Raw genomic sequence first — 19,210 nt, 5'->3', positions numbered from 1 at the left:
CCGGATCAGGCCCCCACGCCCAGCGAGGCGACCGCCCAGCATACGCCAACGATCAGCACGATCCCCGCCAGGTCCAGCAGCAGGCCGGCACCGACCATCCGCTTCAGCTCGATCCGGCCGGTGGCCCACGCAATGGCATTGGGGCCGGTGCCGGCGGGCAGCATGAAGCCCCAGCTTGATGCCATGGCGGCGGGCATGGCCAGCAGCAGCGGATCGCCGCCCAGCGCCACGGCCAGGCTGGCCACCACCGGCATGATGCCGCTAGCGGTCGCCACGTTGCTGGCAAATTCGGTGACCAGCACCACCAGGGCAACCAGCGCCAGCGCGACCAGGAACATCGGCACACCGCCCAGCGGCAGCAGGGCCTCGCCCAGCCATACGGCAAGGCCGCTCTTGCCCATGCCCGCCGCCAGGGCCAGGCCGCCGCCGAACATCATGATCACGCCCCACGGGGCGCGGTCGGCCTCCTGCCACACCAGCAGCGGGCGGCCAGTCCCGTCTGGCAGGACGAACAGCGCGAGGCCTGCGATCACCGCAACAGTGCCGTCTGTCAGCGAGCCGGCCGGCACCAGCGGGCTCAACAGCGGTTGCAGCAGCCAGAAAGCGAAAGTGGCCGCCACCACCGGCACCAGGCGGCGCTCCGGCGCGGTCCAAGCAGCGTGGGTATCGATTGCCGCGCGGGCGGCGGCCAGGTCGAACGGATGCTCGCCCACGCGCTGCACCCGGGCAATGATCAGCGCCGCCAGCGGCACGCCCAGCAGCACGATCGGCAGCCCGAAGGCGGTCCACTGGGCAAAGCTGATGCGGATGCCGATGGTCTCGTCCAGCAGGGCCACGGCAATTGCGTTGGTCGGCGAGCCGACGATGGTGCCAAGCCCGCCGATGCTGGCGGCAAAGGCGATGCCGATGGGCAGGGCGCCGGAAATGCCCGCCCGGTCATCGGGAGACAGCCCTCCACCCGCCAGCACCGCCAGCGCCATCGGCATCATGATCAGCGCGGTGGAGGTGTTGGAGATGAGCATGGAGAGGACGGCCGAACTGGCCATGAAGGCGACCAGCAGCCGCGTGCCGCTGCCGCCCCGTCCGGCCCCTTTTCCATTGGGCCGGTCAACCGCGCGCAGGATGGCCAGCGACAGGCGGCGGTGCAGGCCCGTGCGCTCGATCGCCAGGGCCAGGAAAGCGCCGCCCAGGATCAGGAACAGGGTGTCGGAATAGTATGTGCCTGCGGTTTCAGCCGCGCTGGCGATGCCGGCAAAGGGCAGGACCACGAAGGGCAGCAGTGCGGTGGCCGTCAGCGGCACGGCCTCGGTCATCCACCAGGCGGCCATCCACCAGGTGAGGCCTGCGACCAGCCAGGCCTGCTGCGGCATGGTGCCGGGTGCGGGCAGCAGCAGGGTAAGGGCAAAGCCCGCCAGCCCGATCCAGAACCCAACGCGGCTGGCCGTCATGCCCTGATTTCCCGTCCCATGCAGGCCATCCTAGCCGATGCGGGACGTGGGGCAAGGTGGGCGCTTAGTGCGTCACGTCCAGTTGCAGGCGCTCGATATGCCAGCGCAGCTGGTCCGGCGTGGCACCGGGCACATCGTTCACCCGCCGCAGCACGATCGGGCCTTCGATCCTCGCCGGACGGCCGGCAGGGTCGCTGGCGGTGACCTCGATCCGCGATTCGTAGAATGACGATCCGGCCGCGCCTTCCAGGGTGCCGCCGGGCACTGCCACGGTCAGGCCTTCCAGCCCGGCAAAGGCCTGGTTGAACTGCTCGCGGGTCCAGTCCTGCCGCGCGGTGATGCCCAGCATGGCCCAGGCCTGGTCATACTCGCGCAGTTCCAGCGCGCGGGCGAATGTCACCAGCAGGTCGCGCGCACCGGCCTCTCCGCGCGCGGCTTCGGGTGTCAGGTCGGCGGGGCGAAGGATCGGGTAGCCCTCGTTGATGCCCGATCCGTCGGTGTAGCCCGGCGGCGGGCCATCGGCGGACCCTGGGGGCGCGGGCGTGGCGGAGGGTTCCGGCGTCGCGGAAGCGTTCGGCTGGGGCTCGGGCTGGTCGTCGGGTGCGCTGCAGGCCGTCGCCGCCAGCGACAGCAAGGCAACCAGGACGATCAGGGGGGCGAGCTGGGGGCGCGGCGCGGTCATGCACCGACAACCGCCGGCCCGCGCCCCCTGTTCCCGTTTACTTGGGGGAGATTACCATCACCATCTGGCGGCCTTCCAGACGGGGGAAGCTTTCCACCTTGGTCAGTTCGGCCATGTCTTCCTGCACCCGCCGCAGCAGGTCCAGGCCCAGGTGCTGGTGGGCCATTTCACGGCCACGGAACCGCAGGGTCACCTTCACCTTGTCGCCGTTCTCGATGAACTTCCTCATCGCCTTCATCTTCGTCTCATAGTCATGATCGTCGATGTTGGGACGCACCTTGATCTCCTTGATCTCCTGCGTCTTCTGGCTCTTGCGGGCGAGGTTGGCCTTCTTCTGCGCCTCATACCGGTACTTGCCCACATCCAGGAACTTGCACACCGGCGGGTCCGCATTGGGCGAGACCTCGACCAGGTTCAGCCCCACGGAGGCTGCCTGCTCGATCGCTTCACGAGTGTACATGACGCCGATGTTCTCGCCATTTTCGTCAATGACGCGAACCTTGTCGGACTGGATCATATCGTCGAATCGGGGGCCGGACTTGACCGGCGGTGCCATCATGCGGCGGGGCGGACGTGGTATGGGGTGTGCTCCTGCAATTGTTCTGGTTGTGGGGGCGCTATGTAGTGGCAAGACGGACTTTGCGCTAGGGGGCAGATGCCTTGTGGCTAACGCAGCACCGCGGCCGTGTCTGGCGGGTGACAGGCGCGGCCTTCAGGCTGCCGCCTGCCACAGCGTAAAGCGCGCCAGCCGGTCCCTTGCCGGGACCACGGCATCGATCCGCCGCGCCGGTTGCAGGGCCTTCAGGATCGCCGGATCGGCTGCGTCCATCCCGCCGGTCAGCGCGCCGAAAGCGGGCAGGATCATCCGCCCGCAACCGGCCGAATCCTCGCTCAGCACCGCGCAGGGGCGGCGGATGCGCTTGCCGGCCACGTTCAGGTGCAGGCGCGGGTGAAAATGGCCGGACAGTTCGGGCCGCGTCTCGCCCGCCTGCGCTTCATGCCGCAGCACCAGCCCGGCCAGTTCCAGTTCGGCCACGAAGGTGCCGCCAACCTTTTGCGGGGCATGGTCCAGCCGCTTCACATCGTGGTTGCCCGTCACCCACACGAAATCGAGCGCGCGGGTCAGCGCGTCGAGCATTCCGGCAGCATGGGGCTCCAGCCGCAGCGCGCCTTCGCCATCGTGGAAATTGTCGCCCAGCGTATAGACCCGCCGCGCGCCGGTCTGCCGCACCGCCGCCGCCAGCCGCTCTAGCGTCTCGCGGCTGTCGTAGGGCGGCAGGAACTGTCCGCCGCGGGCATAGAAGCTTGCCTTTTCCAGGTGCAGGTCCGCCACCAGCAGCGCATTCTCGCGCGGCCAGAAGAGCGCGCGACCATCGACCATGCGAAACTCCTCGCCGCAGAAGCCAAAAGTGAACGAAACGGGAACCATGCACCGCACTTGCCTTGTCCGTGCGCGCTTGGCAAGGGTTCACGCATGACCGACTGGACCCAGCAAACCGAACAGGCCCGCCTCTGGTTCGAGAGCCTGCGTAACCGCATCTGCGCCGCGTTCGAGGCGATCGAGGCCGAAGCCGGTTCGCACGCCACCTTCGACTACCTGCCGTGGGACCGCGAGACCGAGGACGGGTCCGATGGCGGCGGCGGCGTGCGCGGGGTGATGAAGGGCAAGGTGTTCGAGAAGGTGGGCGTCAACGTCTCCACCGTGTCCGGCCAGTTCGCCCCGCAATTTGCCGCCAGCGTGAACGGCGCCAGCGCGGAGCAGCCTAACTTTACCGCCACCGGCATCAGCTTGGTTGCCCACATGGCCAACCCGCACGTGCCCGCCGTGCACATGAACACCCGCTTCCTGACCACCCAGGCCGCCTGGTTCGGCGGCGGCGCGGACCTGAACCCGCCGATCCCTTATGAGGAAGATACCGAGGCCTTCCACGCCGCCTTCCGCGCCGCCTGCGCCCGCCACAACCCCACCTACTACGACAAGTTCAAGGCCTGGGCGGACGAGTACTTCTTCATCCCCCACCGCGGCGTGGCACGCGGCGTAGGCGGCATTTTCTACGACCACCTGGAGTGCGAGGACGAGGCGGCCTTCGAGCGCAACTTCGCCTTCACCCGCGACGTGGGCGAGGCGTTTCTGGACGTGTTCCCGCGTATCGTGCGCACCCGCATGGGGATGGATTGGACGCTGGAGGAAAAGGCTGCGCAGAAGGAATGGCGCGGGCGGTACGTGGAGTTCAACCTGGTCTATGACCGGGGGACGCTGTTCGGGCTGAAGACCGGCGGGAATATCGATGCGATCTTGATGAGTTTGCCGCCTGAGGTGACCTGGGGGTGAGAGGCATAACTTTTGCGCTCTAGTGTCTGGAGGGTGGCGATGGACGGCGAAATGCGACTGAGGGGGAAGCTGCAGTTCGCCCAGTTCATGCAGTTGATGATAATCACGCCCATCGCGCTTATCGGTGTTCCTGTGGCCGGATTTCTTGCCAACGACTGGACCTTCGCATCGTTCGCCTTACTGTTATATTTCGGATCTTTATGGACTCTTTCGCGTGAGATTGGGCAAAGAGTATCCCTGAATAACAATTCGCTGATCTATCGACCCCCCGGTTTTAGTTTTTTTGGGAACTTTGGTTGGCGGGAAGAAACGGAGTTTGCCTTCAACAATATTAGCGATGCCCGATTGTTTCGTGTCAACGCAAATAATTTAAAACGTCACCTCGGTATCGTTGATGAAATGTTGGTATCGTGCGGAGGAAGAAATATACTGATCGTCAAAGATGCCATGCACAAAGACGACTTCGATTTTCTCTGTCGATTAATGGCAGAAAAGTGCCCTGGGCTGTTTGATCCGACTTTGGTGATTGAGCGAAAGAATTGCGCTGTCTAAATCGAGGTTCGAAACCCTGCCAACCGCCCCAAAGCCTCCTCAATCACCCCCTCCTGCTTGGCAAAGCAGAGCCTGAGATACCCCCGCAGCGCATTGTCGCGATAAAACGCCGAGACCGGGATGGACGCCACGCCCGCTTCGCGGATCAGGCGTTCGGCCACCAGCTCGTCGTCCGCCGGCAGGCCGCTGGCGGCCAGATCGATGGTCACGAACCACGTGCCCGCACTGGGCAGGACCACATAGCCTGCGGCCTCCAGCCCGGCGATCAGTTGCGCCCGCCGTGGGGCATAGATCGCGGCGTGGGCGTCATGCCATTCATCCGGCAGGGTCAGCCCTTCGGCCACGGCCCATTGCAGGGGGGTGGCGGTGGTGAAGGTGAGGAACTGGTGCTGGCCGGCAATCGCATCGGCCAGCGGCGCGGCGGCGACGGCCCAGCCGACTTTCCAGCCGGTGAGGCTGAACAGCTTGCCGGCCGAACCCACCTTGATCGCGCGGCCCTTCAGGCTGTCCACGTGCAGCGGGCTGGCGTGGGCCGAACCGTTGAAAATCATCCCCTCCCACACCTCGTCACACAGCAGGGTGAGGTCGTGCGCCTCGCACAGTTCGCCCAGCCGCTCGAAATCGGCGCGGGTCAGCAGGGTGCCGGTGGGGTTGTTGGGGGTGTTGGCAATGATCAGCCGGGTGCGCGGAGTGATCGCGGCTGCCAGCGCATCGAACGGGATGGTCCAGTGCGGCGGGGCCAGGTTTACCGCCACCGCCATGCCACCGGCGCGTTCGATCAGCGGGATGTAGGCATCGTAGCAAGGTTGCAGCACGATCACCTCGTCACCCCGCTGGACCACAGCGAGGATGCTGGCGGCCAGCGCCTCGGTCGCACCGCTGGTGACCACGACCTGCGCCGGGTCCAGTGCAAGGCCCTGTCGCCTTCCGTAGTAATCGCAAATGGCGGCGCGCAATTCGGGCAGGCCGCGCATCGGCGGGTACTGGTTGGACTTGTGTGCCAGCGCCCTTTGCGCCGCTGCCAGCAGCTCCGGCGCATGTTCGGCATCGGGGAAGCCCTGTCCCAGATTGATGGCGCCCAACTCGGTGGCCAGCGCACTCATCGTGGTGAAGATCGTCTGTTTGGGTGGAGCTGGCGGCATGGCCGGCTTGTGCCGGCGCACGGGTCGCCATGCAAGCTTGCGCGCGAGAGGTGACAAGCCCGTTCCACCGTGCTTATGATTGCAACTGTAACCGGAGGCCTGGCCCCGGCCCTCGTTCGGAGTTTCCATGCGTTTCCTGTTGTCTGCCGCCGTTGCCGCCCTGCTTGCCCTGTCTGCCTGCGATGGCGCCCCCGGCGGAGTGCCGGAACGCGCCGCCCCCGCCCCGATCCTGACCACCGAGCAGGCAATCGACGAATTCACCCACGCCCGCCCGCAGGAAGCCCGTGTGACCCACGTGGCGCTGGACCTGGCGCTGGATTTCGACGCGAAGGAGGTGGGCGGCACCGCCACGCTGGACGTGCTGGCCGCGCCGGGGGCGAGCGAGGTGGTGCTCGATTCGGCGGGGCTGCGCATCGAAAGCGTGGCCGATGCACAAGGCCAGCCGCTGCAATGGGCGCTGGGCGAGGCGGACGAGGAGAAGGGCGCGGCGCTGACCATCGCCTTGCCTTCCGCTGGCGACGCCGCGCCGGAGTCCGCGCGAACCATCGTCATCACCTACAAGTCCGCGCCGGAGGCCGAGGCCCTGCAATGGCTGAGCCCGGAACAGACCGCCGGCAAGCAGCACCCCTTCGTGTTCAGCCAGGGCCAGGCGATCCTCAACCGCACCTGGATTCCCACGCAGGACAGCCCCGGCATCCGCCAGACCTGGGAAGCGCGCATCACCGCGCCGGCTGACCTCAACGTGGTGATGAGCGGCATCATCCAGGGAGAGGCGGAGGATGCGGGCGAGGGCAGGCACACCTTCACCTTCCGCATGGATCACCCGGTTGCCCCCTACCTGATCGCGCTGGCTGCCGGGAACATCGAGTTCCGCGAACTGGGCCCGCGCACCGGCGTGTGGACCGAGCCGGAGACGATGGACGCCGCCCATGCCGAACTGACCGATACCGAGGCGATGGTGACCGCAGCCGAAGGGCTGTTCGGTGAATACCGCTGGGGCCGGTATGACATGATCGTGCTGCCCCCCAGCTTCCCCTATGGCGGCATGGAAAACCCGGTGATGACCTTCCTCACCCCCACCTTCATCGCCGGGGACCGCAGCCTGACCGGGCTGGTGGCGCACGAACTGGCGCATAGCTGGTCGGGCAACCTCGTCACCTATTCCAGCTGGCGCGACGGCTGGCTGAACGAGGGCGTCACCTCCTATGTCGAGAACCGCATTTCCGAGGAAGTCTACGGCGCCAAGCGGGCCGGGCAGGAATATGCGCTGAGCTTTGCGGCGGTGGAGGAAATGGTCGCCACCCTGGGCGCAGACAACCCGCTGACCGCCATGCGCACCCCCGCCGGCTCCAGCCCGTTCGATACCGAAAGCGCGGCGATCTATGACAAGGGCACGGTGTTCCTGAAGACGGTCGAGAGCATCGTGGGGCGCGAGAAGTTCGATCCGTGGCTGACACAGTGGTTCGACAGCCACGCGTTCCAGCCGGCGACTTCCGAGATGTTCCTGGCGGACCTGCGGCAGAACCTGATCAAGGGCGATGCGGCGCGGGAAGAACGGCTGATGCTGGATGACTGGGTCTATGGCACGGGCCTGCCCGCCAACGCCGTCAAGCCCGATCCGGCGGCCTTTGCCGACGTCGACCGCGCGGTAGAGGCCTATGCCGCCAGCGATGCCCTGCCGTTCGAAGCCTGGGGCGGCTGGACCACGGCGGAACGGATGCGCTTCCTGCAGGAAGTGCCGCAGCAGCGCAATGCCACGCAACTGGCCGCGCTGGACCGGGCGCTGGGCCTTTCCGCCACCGGCAACAACGAGATCAAGTTCCTGTGGCTGGAACTGGCGCTGAAGAACCGCTACCAGCCGGCCGTGCAGGCGGCGGAGCTGTTCCTGGGCAGCGTGGGGCGCAACAAGTTCGTCTCCCCGCTGTACCGCGCGCTCAGCGAACAGGGTGACTGGGGCACGGCCATCGCCCGCCCGCTCTACCAGCGCACCCGCGCCGGATACCATTCGATGACGCGCGGCAACGTGGACGAGATCCTGGGGTGGTCGGAATAGGGCTGGAGGCCCAAGCCCTATTCCGTCAGCCCGGATCTGTTCGGGGCCCAGGCTGTCCGGCAGATCGCCCCGCGCCCGGCTTCCGCTGCCCGGCAACTCGTGTAAAGGCAGGTCGTCAGGGTTTCTTCAGCACAATGAATTATCGCCACTCCTTCCATGCCGGCAACAGCGCCGATGTCGTGAAGCACGGCCTGCTGATCGCCCTTGTGCGGGCCTTGCAGCAGAAGCAGGGCGCGCTGACGCTGATCGACACCCATGCCGGCTGCGGGCTCTACGATCTCCAGGGTGATCAGGCCCAGCGCACCGGCGAATCCGCGCAGGGCGTGGTGCGGGCCTTTGCCGACCACAATCCCTTGCTGGACGACTACCGGGCTGCCGTAAATGCGGTGAACGGGGCGGCCGATGTGGGCGCCGCGCCCCGCCTTTACCCCGGTTCGCCGCGGATACTCGCGCAGCTTTTGCGCCCGCAGGATGGCCTGATCCTCAACGAAAAGCATCCCGAGGATATCCGTGCCCTGCGCAGCGCGATGCGCGGCACGGCCGCTGCCGTGCATCAGCGCGATGCCTACGAGTTCTGGCTGGCGATGCTGCCAACCCGGACGCCGCGCGGTGTGGTCCTGGTGGATCCGCCCTACGAGCAGACCGACGAACGCGCCCGTGTGGCAGACACCCTTGCTGCCGCTCACCGCAAATGGGCGCATGGGGTGACGGTGATCTGGTTTCCGCTGAAAGACCGCGCCACGCACGTGCGCTGGAAGGATCGGTTGCGCAGGCTCGGCATCCCGAAATTCCTGGCGGTCGAACACTGGTTGTACGACGCCGACCAGCCCGACATCTACAACGGCGCAGGCCTGTTCATCGTCAATCCGCCCTATGCCTTCACCCAGGCGCTGCCGCCTTTGCTGGAAGCCCTGCGCGCCGCACTGGCGCCAGAAGGGCACAGGGGCGTGATCGCGGCCGACTGGCTGAACACCTGAGCCGGCGCGGGTTTACACGATCCGCCATCCGATCGGCTTGAAGGTGCCACCGTTGGAGGCATAGGCCGAACAGGCGGTGAGGCCGATCACCAGGTCCATCTGCGCCTCGAGCTGCAGCACGTCGCCCGGCTGCGAGCGCGGCGGATCGACCCGCAGCCTGCCTGTGTCGCCATCGAAGGGCACGTTCATGAACACGTTAAACGCGCAAGGGATTGCGTCCGGTTCGATGCCATAAGGGGCAAGCGCCTCGGCCAGGTTGCCGAAGCAGCCGCGATGCACCGGCTGGTGCGGATAGAAGTGGCGGAAAGTCGCCTCGCTGCACGGGGTCAGCAGGAAATCATGGCACCCGGCATCGTCGCGCAGCAGCTTAAGCATCGGCTGGCTGCGATTGGACCACAGCGTATTGCCCGTGGTCAGCTTCAGCGTCTCTTCATAGTCGAAGGTGCGCCCGTTGCTGATCACCTCGCGCACGTCATCGGCGTTGAAGGCAAGGAGGTCTGATACCTGCGTGCCCATGATGTCGACGACTTCCAGCACCTGCCCCCGGGCCAACCGGAAGGCCGCGCCTGAGCGGGGCGGGATCACGTTTGGCGGCACGACGGGGGGCGGCAGCGTGGTATCCGGCATCAGGCGCGCTTGTCCTCGAACGGGGGCACCCAGTCGGGGGGCACCTCGCGCCCGGAATATTGCAGCGCTTCGCTCGCCTCGCCGTGGCGGGACAGCATCGGGTTGATATCACCCGCCAGTTTCTCGTCACGCTTGAGGATTTTCTCGCGCATCCGCTCGTATTGTCCTTCGGCCCGCAGCCGCTCGAACTGGTCGTGCAGGTTGAACACCATGGTCGGGCGGCCGAACCGGCGGGCCGGACGGCTGGCGTTGGGGTGCAGGCCAACCACGAAATAGGCCTGGCCCCCGAAGCTCAGCGAGAAATGCGGGCTGGCCGGATCGGCGCTGACGCTGGCGTCATAGGGCTGGCCGCGCCAGTGGTCCTTGTCGGCCAGGCTCTGGATGCGCTGCCAGATGAACTGCTCGAACTGTTCCTCGGTGAGGTCCAGCGGGCCTTCGAAAACCACGGCCAGGCTGCGCAGGCCTTCCGGATCGTCACGGTATTCCCAGGCCCAGTGCAGCAGGGCATCGTGAATTGCCACGTCGTTCCAGGCGCTGGTCAGGTCCAGGGCAGGAACCACCTTCAGGTTGCCGCGCGCCAGGGCCGACTTGGCCCCCACGCAGGGGAAGCCCTGATCGGTGATCCAGTGTTCCAGTTCGTCTGCCAGCCGCTCGCCGGCCTCGGGTTCCTGCAGCATCAGCGCATCCCCGCCAGCGCGTGGTCGTGGCAGGCGCAGGCTTCCTCCGCTGTCGAAGCGGAAGGCCTGGACCGGGCGAAGGCGCTCTTGCGGCCCATGGTCCAGTTGCTTTGCACCCGTACCTGCGGATTGGGCGCGCACCAGATCTCGCCGCTGGCATCCAGCGCGGTCACCCAGATCAGGTGATGTTCCGGGCCATAATCGATCACCGCCACGGCCTGCCCGGGGCCGCGGTCCACAATATCCACCGGGATGGAGGGATTGAGCTGGGTAAACACGGGGATGCCTCTCTGCCGCCGCAAGGCGCGCTGTGAGGGACCAACAGCCGCGTTGCCAGATGGTTCCAATCTGTCATCGTTTCCGCCACTTGGTGCAGTGCGGGACAATCACGGCTGTATTTTGCCGAAGGCGTGGCTATCTTGGGGCCAATGCTGCGCCAGTATGAACTGATCGAACGGGTCAAGGCCTATGATCCGGACGCCGACGAGGTGCTGCTGAACCGCGCCTATGTCTATACCGTGCAGAAGCACGGCAGCCAGAAGCGCGCCAGCGGTGACCCCTATTTCAGCCACCCGGTGGAAGTGGCCGGGCTGATGACCGACCTGAAGCTGGACCTGCAGACGATTATCACCGCCCTGCTGCACGATACGGTGGAGGATACCCTCGCCACCATCGAGGATATCGAGAAGCTGTTCGGCCCAGAAATCGCCCGGCTGGTGGATGGCGTTACCAAGCTGTCCAAGATCGAGCAGATGCCCGAGAATGAGCGGGCGGCCGAGAACCTGCGCAAGTTCCTGCTGGCGATGAGCGAGGACCTGCGGGTGCTGCTGGTGAAGCTGGCTGACCGGCTGCACAACATGCGCACGCTGCACTTCATCAAGAACCCGGAAAAGCGCGCCCGCATCGCCCGCGAGACGATGGATATCTATGCCCCCCTGGCCGAGCGGGTGGGCATGTACGAATACATGCGCGAGATGCAGATGCTCGCCTTCGAGCAGCTTGAGCCCGAAGCCTATGCCACAATCACCGGCCGGCTGGAGCAGATCCGGTCAAGCGAGGGCGGGCAGGTCGATGCCATTGCCCTGAAGATCAAGCAGGCGCTGGCCGAGGCGGGGCTGCAAGTGGAGGTGTGGGGGCGCGAGAAGCACCCCTATTCGATCTGGCGCAAGATGGCCGAGCGGCACGTCAGCTTTGAGCAGGTGACCGATATCTTCGCCTTCCGCGTGCTCACCGCATCGGTCGAGGATTGCTACCGCGCGCTGGGCGTGCTGCACACCACCTGGAAAATGGTGCCGGGGCGGTTCAAGGACTATGTCTCCACCCCCAAGACCAACGGCTACAAGTCGCTCCACACCACGCTGATCCACGAAGGCTCGCTGCGGGTGGAAGTGCAGATCCGCACCCGCGACATGCACCGCACCAACGAATTCGGCCTGGCCGCGCACTGGGCCTACAAGAACGAGGAGCGGCCCGACGGGCAGGTGGGCTGGCTGCGCGACCTGATCGAGATCGTGGACGCCAGCCACGATGCCGAGGAGCTGCTGGAACACACCAAGCTGGCGATCTACCAGGATCGCATCTTCGCCTTCACCCCCAAGGGCGCGCTGTTCCAGTTACCCAAGGGATCGACTGCGGTGGACTTTGCCTTTGCCGTGCACACCAAGCTGGGCGCGGCAACGGTAGGGGCCAAGATCAACGGCCGCCACATGCCGCTGCGCACCCCCCTGGAAAACGGTGACGTGGTGGAGATCATCAAGTCTCCTCACGCCACCCCGCAGCTATCCTGGCTGGGCTTCGTGGTCACCGGCAAGGCGCGCGCCGCCATCCGCCGCGCCGTGCGCCAGAAGGAACGGGCCGAGGTGGCCGCGATCGGCGAGAAGCTGTTCGAGGAGATTGCCGAGCGGCTGCCCGCCAAGATCGGCAAGAAGGCCATCAGGGACGCGCTGGAGCGGCTGGACATGGAGGACGAGGAGGAGCTGATGTTCGCCATCGGCACCGCCAAGCTCTCCGACCGGGCGCTGATGGAAGCGCTGGTCCCCGGCTCCACGGCCGACCTGCCGGACGACATGCAGCAGGGCCGGGCGATCAACATCAAGGGCCTGACGCCCGGCATGGCCTTCACCCTGGCCGATTGCTGCCACCCGCTGCCGGGTGACCGCATCGTGGGGCTGCGCCGCCCGGGGCAGGGGGTGCAGGTGCACTCCATCGACTGCCTGCAACTGGCCACCGGCGAGGATGCCGATTGGGTCGACCTGTCGTGGGGCGAGGATTCGCACGGGGCGGTGGGCCGGCTGCGGGTGGTGCTCTACAACCGACCGGGCACGCTGGCGGAAATGGCCGGCACTTTTGCCCGCAACAGCGCCAACGTGATGAACCTGGAACTGACCCAGCGCGACGATCCGTTCCACACCTACGAGGTGGACCTGGAAGTGAGCGACCTGGCGCACATCACCCGCATCGTCAGCAGCCTGCGCGCCAGCGACAGCGTGGCCCAGGCTGACCGAGTCTAGAGCAGCTCGAGCTCAACCTCGGCTTCGTCCCCTGCCGCCAGGTCCTCCGCGCGGCGCACCGCCAGCTTGATCGGCAGCAGCCAGCCGCCGCTCTCCTTGCTTGGAAAGACACTGGTGGCCCAGCGCGTCTCGGCGATGCGGGCCCGCACCTTGACCGAGCCGAACCCGCGACCTGCACCATGTTCCAGCCGCCGCATCACTTCGTGCGCCTTGATGGCCTTGGCTGCTTCCCCATCGATGGACAGGAAATGCCAGGCCGCCGTGCCTTCCGGCCCGGTCCACAGCCATAGCGTGCCCCTGTGGGTTACGGTGTCACTCAAGGCGCAACCCACCTGATCGGCACCTGCACGTTGCACACGTCCAACCCGCCGGCGGGCACGGTGTAGAAGGCATCGTGGCGGTTAGCGCGCACCTGCACATAGCGGGCGAAGCTCTCGCTCTGCGTGCCCAGATACTCGAACCGCGGCGGATCAGGCAGGTCGTTGCCCAGCCGGACGGACACGATGGGCGTATCTTCCGCCCGCGTGGCATAGACCCCGGCCTCCGCCGTCCCGCGCGGCAGGGTGGAGAGGTACTCGATCCCCTCGATCACCCGCCCCACCACTGCGATGTTGCGATCAAGCTGGCGAGGCGCGTGGCCGATCACGGCGTAAAGCTCTGCCCCGGTGCCGGTATCGGGCGCCAGGTCGCGGGCGACGCCGACGGAGGCGTAGCAGTGGATGGGCCAGACATAACCCTCATGAATTCCCTCAGAACCGGCGATCGGAAAGCCGCCGATGAAAGTTTCATAAATTCGGTTCTGATGACTACGAAAAGCAACGAGTCCCTCGACCACCGAAGGCCAGCTCTTACTAGGATCCCAAAAGAGAACGTCGCGTCCTATGGAGGGAGATAGAACACTGTCGTTCCGCTCAACATACTCCGCCACCGGCGACACCACCCCCTCCGGCAGCGGATGCTCAATAAACCCTGCCTCGCCGCCGTCCTCGCCCGCACCCCATTGCGCCACCCAGTTATCGACCACGCGATAGACCTGCGTGCCATCCCACCAGTGCGCGCGGGCAAGCGTGCGGATGTTCTCCACCCACGGCTGGCTGAAAGGCGGCGGCAGCAGCTGGATCACCACCCGCCGCGCGCGGCCCGCCGCATCGGGGGCAAGGTCCATCACCAGCAGATCTTGCGGGGCGATAGCCACCCACTCCTCCGGCGCGGCTTCGGCCACCACCGATGCGGGGGTGGGCGGCTCAGCCTCCTGCGCGGCGGCGGGGATGGCGAAAGCCAAGGGCAGGGCGAGGAGGAGGCGCTTCATCGACGCAGCATGGCATCATGACGCAGCGTTGCAAGCCCACCCCAACCCCTCCCGCTTGCGAGAGGGGAGCGAGCCTGGTCGCTGCGTAGTGGCCTGGCCTGACGGGGTAGCTGTCTTACCCCGCCATCTCCTCCAGCGCGTGCATGTCTTCATCGCTCAGCCCGAAGTGATGCCCGATCTCGTGGATCACCACGTGCGCCACCAGGTGCTCCAGCGTCTCGTCCCCCCGTTCGGCCCATTCCAGCAGGATCGGCAGGCGGAACAGGCGCACCCGGTCGGGCATGGTGCCGCTTTCTTCCCAGCCTCGCACGGCCACGGTCACGCCTTCATATACCCCGGTCAGGTCGAACGGGTTTTCGATCCCCAGGTCGTCCAGCAATTCGTCGTCGGCAAAGTCCTCAACCTGCAGCAGGATTTCGCCCAGATGGGCGCGGAACTGCTCGGGCAGCCGGGCCAGCGTGGCGCGGGCAAGCGCCTCGATTTCGGCAGCGGAAGGGGCGAGGCCAAACGTTCGGGTCATCTGCCGAAGCTAGGCATTGCCGTGCCGCTTGTCATCCGCCCCGCCGCCAGCTAGGGAGCCGCCTCTGTTCCAGACAGGCATGCGGAGCGGTGGCCGAGTGGTCGAAGGCGCACGCCTGGAAAGTGTGTATACGTCAAAAGCGTATCGAGGGTTCGAATCCCTCCCGCTCCGCCACCTAGTCTCAGAAATTCAGAATAATCGGGAAACTGCCCGGCAGAACCGCGCAGTTCTGCGGCATTCCGGAAGCGAACCGTACCGCAGAGCGCGGGTTTCAGGAGACGTGGCGGCCTGTATCCTACCCCTTTCTCTGTGGCCGGTCTGGCAAGTACGGTTTCCCGTTTTGACGGGATTCTAACGGGAAAATCGTCAAAATTGGGCCGAGACCGCGACGATCGGCAGCGCAGAGTGGCGCAATCCTGCGGGTTTCCTGGCAGCTTTCCCGCATCCGAGATGACGTGAACTTTAGTAGGGTCTCACGGGAGGAAGGCTGGCTCTGTGGCTCGACTGACGGCAAAACCCCTACCGGCGGGCCTTTGGGGGGGGGCGCCGCAAAAATGTCCTTGCATGCTGGAATCGGCTCAGGCTTATTGCTGGGCAAGCAGAGCTTCTTCGGAAGTTAGACCACCAAGGAAGGGACGGTTGACTGCGTATACGCTGAGGCGTGTGCGGGGTTCGTGTCCTTCCGACAGGACGCCCGTCACCGCAGCAGCGGTGGCGGGTTTTTTGGTCCTAGGGAGGTTGAACAATGACGACGAAAGCACTGCAGGAAGGCAGACTGAAGAAGGCAAAGCTGGACAAGACCAAGGCGCGGCGCGAGCGCCTGGCGGGTGAGCGCCGGCTGGCGGAGGCGGCAGGACGCGCGCGCCGCAATGACTTGCTGCCCGATCTCCAGATCAGCCAGATCCCTATTGGTGACCTGCGCGGGCCACGCAATCGCACGAGAAAGGATGGGCCCGAACAGGTTGAGCGGCTGGTGCGTTCGATTGCCGAGTTTGGCTTCAGCCAGCCGGTCCTGGTTCGGCAAGGGCAGGTTCTCGATGGCTGGACGCGGGTGCTGGCGGCAAGGGAGCTTGGCTTGGACCACGTGCCTGCAATTGATTGCAATCACCTCGATGCAGCCGCGGCCCGTGGGCTTGCCCTTGCGCTAAACCGGATTGCTGAACGCGGCGATTGGGATCTCGATGCCCTGAAAATCGAGTTCCAGGAACTGATCGACCTGGACGTCGATCTGGGGGCAACTGGCTTCACCATGGAAGAGCAGGACATTATCCTGCTCGATCCGCTTGATGCGCAAGATGCCGATGAAGACGAGGTCGGCGCAGAACCTGCGGTCGATCCGGTGACACGCATTGGTGATATCTGGGGCTTGTGCGAGCACCGGATCATCAGTGGCAACGCGCTGGAGGAGGGGACCTACAAGGCACTGCTAGGGGATGAGCGGGTTCATGTGGTGCTGACGGATCCGCCCTACAATGTGCCGATCAAGGGCAATGTAAGCGGGCTGGGCAAGAAGGTCCATGACGAGTTCGTCATGGCATCGGGCGAGATGTCGGATGCCGAGTTCCAGGCCTTTCTCGACAAGGTCCTTGGCCTGATGACGGCCTGGCTGGTCGCGGGTGCCGTGCTGTTCGTGTTCATGGACTGGCGCTCGATCCACCGGGTCTATGCGGCGGGTGAGGCGGCGAAGCTCAAGCTGCTCAACCTTGTCGTCTGGTACAAGGAATCGGGCGGCATGGGGGCGCTCTATCGCTCGGCCCATGAGTTGATCGCGGTCCTGTGCAAGGGCGACAAGCCGAGGGTCAACAATGTCGAGCTAGGGCGGCACGGCCGTGACCGGGCTAACGTCTGGGTGGCCCCCGGGGCCAACCGCCGCGGGTCTTCTGCCAATGAGATGCTGGCGTCGCATGCCACGCCCAAGCCGGTCGAGCTGTGCGTGGATGCCCTGCTCGATGTGACGCAGCGCGGCGATGTGGTGCTCGATGTCTTCCTTGGCAGCGGCACGACGCTGATCGCGGCCGAGAAGACCGGCCGCGTGTGTCGCGGCATCGAACTCGAGCCGGGTTTTGTCGATGTCTGCATCCGCCGTTGGGAGCGCCACACCGGTAAGGAGGCGGTGCTGATCAGGACGGGCCAGACATTTCGGCAAGTGGAAGCGGAGCGCTACGCTGGGGTCGAGGATCTCGATGATGAAGCGGGTCTGGAAGCGGGAGGCGCGAAATGAGCCAGTCAACCGCCAGCGAGGAAGCCAATGGTGATCCTGCGCCAGGGGCCGGCGATTAGGACGTGGGTTATGCCAAGCCGCCGAAGGAGCACCAGTTCAAGGCGGGCAACAAATTGGGCAAGGGACGTCAGAAGGGTGCGAAGGGCCTCAAGACCATCGTGAAGGAAGCGATGGGCCAGAAGGTTCCGGCCAAGCTGGGCGGAAAGACCTTCAAGCTCTCCAAGCTCGAACTGACTGTCCACCAGATCGCCACCAAGTCCAGTCAGGGTGATCTCAAGGCCGCCGCCAAGGCGCTCGCTCTCTATGAGCGCTACGGGCCGCAGGATGAACCGGACGGGCCGGAACCCGAGAAGGTCAGACGCGATCTTGAGGCGCTACGGGGCTATTTGGCCATGCACGACCTGCTCAATCCCAAACCGGACTGAGGGAATTCTGATGGGTAACGTCGACCCTCGGACAACGTCGTGCCACTTCGGTAGGTGGCTCACTGACGGGCCTGGGCGGAAATCTCATCATCCTGGATGACCCCATCAAGGCAGCCGATGCCCATTCCGAAGTCGCACGTGAGAATGCCATGCAATGGTATGGCGGAACCGTGGCCAGCCGGCTCGATGATCCCAAGAAGGGGCGGATCATCGTCATTGCCCAGCGCCTGCACATGGAGGACTTGCCAGGGCAGCTTATGGCGCAAGGTGGATGGAATTTGCTCGAGTTGCCCCTAGTGGAATGGCAGGATCGCAAGATTGAGCTCGCGCCGGGTCGATTTGGATCACGGAAGGCGGGGCGCATCCTGCATGCGGAACGGATTGGCGAGGAGGAGATTGCGCGCCTTCGCAGCGAGATGGGTGAGCGGGATTTCGAAGCGCAATACAACCAGCGCCCAATGCCGCCGGGAGGGGCCCTGTTTAAGGGCGAATGGCTGAAGCGCTATAAAACGCCGCCGCAACCGCATCAGGTGCAAGGCATCTTCCAGAGTTGGGATACGGCCTACGATATCCAGGAGCATAACGACTTCTCGGTCTGTTCGACCTGGGCGCTGTCGGGCCAAAATTGCTACCTGCTCGACGTGTATCGCGCGAAGCTCACGTTCCCTGATTTGGAGAAGGCGATTTATGCCAAGCGCAAGGAATGGGAGGCCGGTCTGGTGATTGTTGAGAAGGCCGGGTCAGGATTTAGCGTTGGCCAGAATATCAGGCGAGCCGACCATCGCAACGTCTGGCTCCAGGCAATACCTCCGGTCAGTTCCAAGCAGGACCGGGCGTCACAGCAAACGCCCAAGTTTGAACGCGGCGAGATATTCCTGCCGGAGGGGGCGCCATGGCTCAGGACCTTCGAGGACGAACTGCTGGCCTTTCCGAATGGCAAGCATGATGACCAGGTCGATAGCGTGATCCAGTTCCTGGCGGCCGTCGATACCGGGAACCTAGTTCGCTTTGCGGATGCGGCAAGGAGGCGATGAAGGGGCGCATAGTGGCATTCAACCCTCGTGGAGACCACAGATCGCAATAGCAGCCTGCAGCAGCGCCGTGGCTGCGGCGGAGGCTTCCGCCATCGCACCAAGCCTTACCCTGCGGACATCTTCGTCAGCGGGCAGGATTTGCGCCAGGTCTGGTGACAGGTCCTCCAAAAACCGTCCGGCCTCCAGGACCAGTAATCTCACCATGTCATCGCGTGCTTGCCGTTCCACGGGTGACACACATGCTTGCCGCGCCGGCAAAGTCGAGACGCAGCTTTTCGAAAGGCGCGCGCTGGGTCGGATTGGGTAGGCGGCTGTAGGAAAAATCCTAGACCAGTGCCAGGAAGGCGCGTTCGTCTGGCCTTCCTGCTTCGTCAAACAGCGAGTCCGTTGCGACGTTGGGGAAATTGGCCGTCATCCAGGCCCGCGTCAGCTTCGCAAAGACATACAACCGGTCTGACTGATCGACGGGGCTGCAGGCGAGAAAGTCTGGCGCAGCTTTCAGGATCGCGCATTCGATCCTGAAATCCCGCACCCCAGCTGCGTAAGCGAGGTTCAGGAACTCCAACGTGATGTGCTGCTCGCCCAGCCATTCAATGCCATCCACCCGCAATGGGGAGTGATAGGGCACATCCCAATATCCAGGGTACATCGTCAATGCGTACCAACCGCTAGGCTCCACCATGAAGACGCGGTCGGTCATC

21 protein-coding genes and 1 tRNA gene are annotated in these 19,210 nt (G+C 65.1%); 9 read left to right on the top strand and 13 right to left on the bottom strand.

Annotated elements, in window-relative coordinates; genetic code table 11:
* Positions 1-5: 5 nt before the first annotated feature.
* The 4 genes from GRI99_RS15660 to pdeM all read right to left on the bottom strand — a co-directional run bounded on the left by GRI99_RS15660 (position 6) and on the right by pdeM (position 3,559).
* A complete protein-coding gene (locus tag GRI99_RS15660) occupies positions 6-1,448 on the bottom strand; it encodes an SLC13 family permease (protein WP_160773002.1) in 1,443 nt (480 codons plus the stop codon).
* Positions 1,449-1,512: 64 nt separating this feature from the next.
* Positions 1,513-2,130 (bottom strand): RAD23 family protein, encoded by a 618-nt coding sequence (locus GRI99_RS15655; protein ID WP_237438395.1) that lies wholly within the window; start codon positions 2,128-2,130, stop codon positions 1,513-1,515.
* A 37-nt stretch (positions 2,131-2,167) separates the two neighbouring features.
* Entirely contained in the window at positions 2,168-2,689 is a 522-nt protein-coding gene (gene infC, locus GRI99_RS15650) for a translation initiation factor IF-3 (RefSeq protein WP_160773001.1), read from the bottom strand.
* Between the two features lie 153 nt (positions 2,690-2,842).
* Complete coding sequence (gene pdeM / locus GRI99_RS15645; RefSeq protein ID WP_160773000.1) at positions 2,843-3,559, bottom strand: ligase-associated DNA damage response endonuclease PdeM; 717 nt, start codon at positions 3,557-3,559, stop codon at positions 2,843-2,845.
* Positions 3,560-3,604: 45 nt separating this feature from the next.
* Between pdeM and hemF the strand changes: the two genes are divergently transcribed.
* Both hemF and GRI99_RS15635 read left to right on the top strand, forming a co-directional pair.
* The gene (gene hemF, locus GRI99_RS15640; RefSeq protein WP_160772999.1) at positions 3,605-4,462 is read left to right on the top strand and encodes an oxygen-dependent coproporphyrinogen oxidase; all 858 of its coding nucleotides are present in this window, start codon (positions 3,605-3,607) and stop codon (positions 4,460-4,462) included.
* 39 nt (positions 4,463-4,501) lie between these two features.
* Positions 4,502-5,014, top strand: a complete 513-nt coding sequence (locus tag GRI99_RS15635; RefSeq protein ID WP_160772998.1) for a hypothetical protein — start codon at positions 4,502-4,504, stop codon at positions 5,012-5,014.
* Here GRI99_RS15635 and GRI99_RS15630 read toward each other — a convergent pair.
* The gene (locus tag GRI99_RS15630; RefSeq protein WP_160772997.1) at positions 5,011-6,156 is read right to left on the bottom strand and encodes an aminotransferase class I/II-fold pyridoxal phosphate-dependent enzyme; all 1,146 of its coding nucleotides are present in this window, start codon (positions 6,154-6,156) and stop codon (positions 5,011-5,013) included. The two genes, GRI99_RS15635 and GRI99_RS15630, sit on opposite strands and share 4 nt — an antisense overlap.
* Positions 6,157-6,283: 127 nt before the next feature.
* Between GRI99_RS15630 and GRI99_RS15625 the strand changes: the two genes are divergently transcribed.
* Positions 6,284-8,209, top strand: a complete 1,926-nt coding sequence (locus GRI99_RS15625) for a M1 family metallopeptidase (RefSeq protein WP_160772996.1) — start codon at positions 6,284-6,286, stop codon at positions 8,207-8,209.
* Positions 8,210-8,343: 134 nt separating this feature from the next.
* The gene (locus GRI99_RS15620) at positions 8,344-9,186 is read left to right on the top strand and encodes a 23S rRNA (adenine(2030)-N(6))-methyltransferase RlmJ (RefSeq protein WP_160772995.1); all 843 of its coding nucleotides are present in this window, start codon (positions 8,344-8,346) and stop codon (positions 9,184-9,186) included.
* A 12-nt stretch (positions 9,187-9,198) separates the two neighbouring features.
* Here the strand turns inward: GRI99_RS15620 and GRI99_RS15615 are convergent, their stop codons facing one another.
* Genes GRI99_RS15615 through GRI99_RS15605 form a run of 3 tightly spaced genes read right to left on the bottom strand, consistent with a single transcriptional unit; the run spans position 9,199 to position 10,768 of the window.
* Complete coding sequence (locus GRI99_RS15615; RefSeq protein WP_160772994.1) at positions 9,199-9,813, bottom strand: DUF1989 domain-containing protein; 615 nt, start codon at positions 9,811-9,813, stop codon at positions 9,199-9,201.
* Positions 9,813-10,490 (bottom strand): guanitoxin biosynthesis heme-dependent pre-guanitoxin N-hydroxylase GntA, encoded by a 678-nt coding sequence (gntA, locus tag GRI99_RS15610; protein WP_160772993.1) that lies wholly within the window; start codon positions 10,488-10,490, stop codon positions 9,813-9,815. Before gntA ends, GRI99_RS15615 begins: the two co-directional genes overlap by 1 nt.
* A complete protein-coding gene (locus tag GRI99_RS15605; RefSeq protein ID WP_337192939.1) occupies positions 10,490-10,768 on the bottom strand; it encodes a hypothetical protein in 279 nt (92 codons plus the stop codon). Before GRI99_RS15605 ends, gntA begins: the two co-directional genes overlap by 1 nt.
* A gap of 150 nt (positions 10,769-10,918) precedes the next feature.
* Here GRI99_RS15605 and GRI99_RS15600 point away from each other — a divergent pair, with 150 nt between their 5' ends.
* The gene (locus GRI99_RS15600) at positions 10,919-13,000 is read left to right on the top strand and encodes a RelA/SpoT family protein (protein ID WP_160772992.1); all 2,082 of its coding nucleotides are present in this window, start codon (positions 10,919-10,921) and stop codon (positions 12,998-13,000) included.
* Here GRI99_RS15600 and GRI99_RS15595 read toward each other — a convergent pair.
* The 3 genes from GRI99_RS15595 to GRI99_RS15585 all read right to left on the bottom strand — a co-directional run bounded on the left by GRI99_RS15595 (position 12,997) and on the right by GRI99_RS15585 (position 14,829).
* Positions 12,997-13,320, bottom strand: coding sequence for a DUF1905 domain-containing protein (locus tag GRI99_RS15595; RefSeq protein WP_160772991.1), 324 nt, complete (start codon positions 13,318-13,320; stop codon positions 12,997-12,999). The two genes, GRI99_RS15600 and GRI99_RS15595, sit on opposite strands and share 4 nt — an antisense overlap.
* Positions 13,317-14,309, bottom strand: coding sequence for a peptidylprolyl isomerase (locus GRI99_RS15590; RefSeq protein WP_160772990.1), 993 nt, complete (start codon positions 14,307-14,309; stop codon positions 13,317-13,319). Before GRI99_RS15590 ends, GRI99_RS15595 begins: the two co-directional genes overlap by 4 nt.
* A gap of 115 nt (positions 14,310-14,424) precedes the next feature.
* Entirely contained in the window at positions 14,425-14,829 is a 405-nt protein-coding gene (locus GRI99_RS15585; protein ID WP_160772989.1) for a metallopeptidase family protein, read from the bottom strand.
* 83 nt (positions 14,830-14,912) lie between these two features.
* On the opposite strand from GRI99_RS15585, the gene GRI99_RS15580 reads away from it, so the two are divergent.
* The 4 genes from GRI99_RS15580 (at position 14,913) to terL (ending at position 18,509) form a co-directional block, all read left to right on the top strand.
* Positions 14,913-15,003: transfer RNA gene (locus GRI99_RS15580), tRNA-Ser, on the top strand.
* 571 nt (positions 15,004-15,574) lie between these two features.
* A complete protein-coding gene (locus GRI99_RS15575; protein WP_160772988.1) occupies positions 15,575-17,050 on the top strand; it encodes a DNA modification methylase in 1,476 nt (491 codons plus the stop codon).
* Positions 17,051-17,112: 62 nt separating this feature from the next.
* Positions 17,113-17,475: a DUF5681 domain-containing protein gene (locus GRI99_RS15570; protein ID WP_160772987.1), complete on the top strand. Its 363-nt coding sequence runs from the start codon at positions 17,113-17,115 to the stop codon at positions 17,473-17,475.
* Between the two features lie 170 nt (positions 17,476-17,645).
* The gene (gene terL, locus GRI99_RS15565; RefSeq protein WP_160772986.1) at positions 17,646-18,509 is read left to right on the top strand and encodes a phage terminase large subunit; all 864 of its coding nucleotides are present in this window, start codon (positions 17,646-17,648) and stop codon (positions 18,507-18,509) included.
* An 18-nt stretch (positions 18,510-18,527) separates the two neighbouring features.
* Here terL and GRI99_RS15560 read toward each other — a convergent pair whose 3' ends face one another.
* Complete coding sequence (locus GRI99_RS15560) at positions 18,528-18,737, bottom strand: hypothetical protein (RefSeq protein ID WP_160772985.1); 210 nt, start codon at positions 18,735-18,737, stop codon at positions 18,528-18,530.
* A gap of 97 nt (positions 18,738-18,834) precedes the next feature.
* The gene (locus GRI99_RS15555) at positions 18,835-19,209 is read right to left on the bottom strand and encodes a hypothetical protein (RefSeq protein ID WP_237438393.1); all 375 of its coding nucleotides are present in this window, start codon (positions 19,207-19,209) and stop codon (positions 18,835-18,837) included.
* Position 19,210: the final 1 nt, after the last annotated feature.

Origin of the sequence: Alteraurantiacibacter buctensis (assembly GCF_009827655.1) — a bacterium.
In the GTDB taxonomy this organism is placed as follows: domain Bacteria; phylum Pseudomonadota; class Alphaproteobacteria; order Sphingomonadales; family Sphingomonadaceae; genus Alteraurantiacibacter; species Alteraurantiacibacter buctensis.
This window is presented reverse-complemented; position numbering and strand designations above follow the sequence as displayed.

Coding starts and splice junctions, on each gene's coding strand:
- GRI99_RS15575 (WP_160772988.1), top strand. CDS start 15,575: ATGACGACGAAAGCACTGCAGGAAGGCAGACTGAAGAAGGCAAAGCTG.
- pdeM (WP_160773000.1), bottom strand. CDS start 3,559: ATGGTTCCCGTTTCGTTCACTTTTGGCTTCTGCGGCGAGGAGTTTCGC.
- hemF (WP_160772999.1), top strand. CDS start 3,605: ATGACCGACTGGACCCAGCAAACCGAACAGGCCCGCCTCTGGTTCGAG.
- GRI99_RS15660 (WP_160773002.1), bottom strand. CDS start 1,448: ATGACGGCCAGCCGCGTTGGGTTCTGGATCGGGCTGGCGGGCTTTGCC.
- GRI99_RS15615 (WP_160772994.1), bottom strand. CDS start 9,813: ATGCCGGATACCACGCTGCCGCCCCCCGTCGTGCCGCCAAACGTGATC.
- infC (WP_160773001.1), bottom strand. CDS start 2,689: ATGATGGCACCGCCGGTCAAGTCCGGCCCCCGATTCGACGATATGATC.
- GRI99_RS15555 (WP_237438393.1), bottom strand. CDS start 19,209: ATGACCGACCGCGTCTTCATGGTGGAGCCTAGCGGTTGGTACGCATTG.
- GRI99_RS15600 (WP_160772992.1), top strand. CDS start 10,919: ATGCTGCGCCAGTATGAACTGATCGAACGGGTCAAGGCCTATGATCCG.
- GRI99_RS15635 (WP_160772998.1), top strand. CDS start 4,502: ATGGACGGCGAAATGCGACTGAGGGGGAAGCTGCAGTTCGCCCAGTTC.
- GRI99_RS15585 (WP_160772989.1), bottom strand. CDS start 14,829: ATGACCCGAACGTTTGGCCTCGCCCCTTCCGCTGCCGAAATCGAGGCG.
- gntA (WP_160772993.1), bottom strand. CDS start 10,490: ATGCTGCAGGAACCCGAGGCCGGCGAGCGGCTGGCAGACGAACTGGAA.
- GRI99_RS15590 (WP_160772990.1), bottom strand. CDS start 14,309: ATGAAGCGCCTCCTCCTCGCCCTGCCCTTGGCTTTCGCCATCCCCGCC.
- GRI99_RS15620 (WP_160772995.1), top strand. CDS start 8,344: ATGAATTATCGCCACTCCTTCCATGCCGGCAACAGCGCCGATGTCGTG.
- GRI99_RS15625 (WP_160772996.1), top strand. CDS start 6,284: ATGCGTTTCCTGTTGTCTGCCGCCGTTGCCGCCCTGCTTGCCCTGTCT.
- GRI99_RS15655 (WP_237438395.1), bottom strand. CDS start 2,130: ATGACCGCGCCGCGCCCCCAGCTCGCCCCCCTGATCGTCCTGGTTGCC.
- GRI99_RS15630 (WP_160772997.1), bottom strand. CDS start 6,156: ATGCCGCCAGCTCCACCCAAACAGACGATCTTCACCACGATGAGTGCG.